The sequence below is a fragment of the Sedimentitalea sp. XS_ASV28 genome (genome assembly GCF_041224545.1).
Taxonomy (GTDB): domain Bacteria; phylum Pseudomonadota; class Alphaproteobacteria; order Rhodobacterales; family Rhodobacteraceae; genus Sedimentitalea.
The window spans coordinates 1-494 of the sequence record NZ_JBGFGP010000140.1 but is presented as its reverse complement, the minus strand read 5'-3'; the positions used below and the strand labels follow the sequence as shown (position 1 = coordinate 494).

General features: G+C 64.6%; 1 pseudogene. It reads right to left on the bottom strand.

What is annotated here, in order from left to right:
- Positions 1-494: pseudogene (locus AB9K34_RS13080) on the bottom strand (formate--tetrahydrofolate ligase); the annotation flags it as partial.

The following is a 494-nucleotide window of genomic DNA, read 5'->3' as shown; positions in this document are numbered from 1 at the left end:
TTGTCGGCCAGCGACATGTCGTCGGGGTAAAGGGGCGCGAAATTGGCGCTGTTCTTGTCGGCGATCTCGGCCACCCGCCGCGCCAGATCCTCGGACCCTTCCGAGCCCAGCTCCCAGTGCCGCGACAGGATCGCTTCCGAGCCGTGCTCCTTGACGAAATCCTTGACCGCCTGCACCTCGGCCTCGGTGTCTGTCACGAAATGGTTGATCGCGACAACCACCGGCACGCCAAAGGATTTCAGGTTCTCGATGTGACGGCCCAGGTTCGGGCACCCTTTCCTGACCGCCTCGACATTTTCCTGGCCCAGGTCGGCCTTGGCGCCACCGGCGTTCATCTTCATCGCCCGCACCGTGGCCACGCAGACCACCACGGACGCCGCGATCCCGGCCTAGCCGCATTAGATGTTCATGAACTTCTCGGCCCCGAGATCGGCCCCGAACCCGGCCTCGGTCACCACGTAATCGGCCAGCTTCAGCGCGGTTGTCGTCGCCGT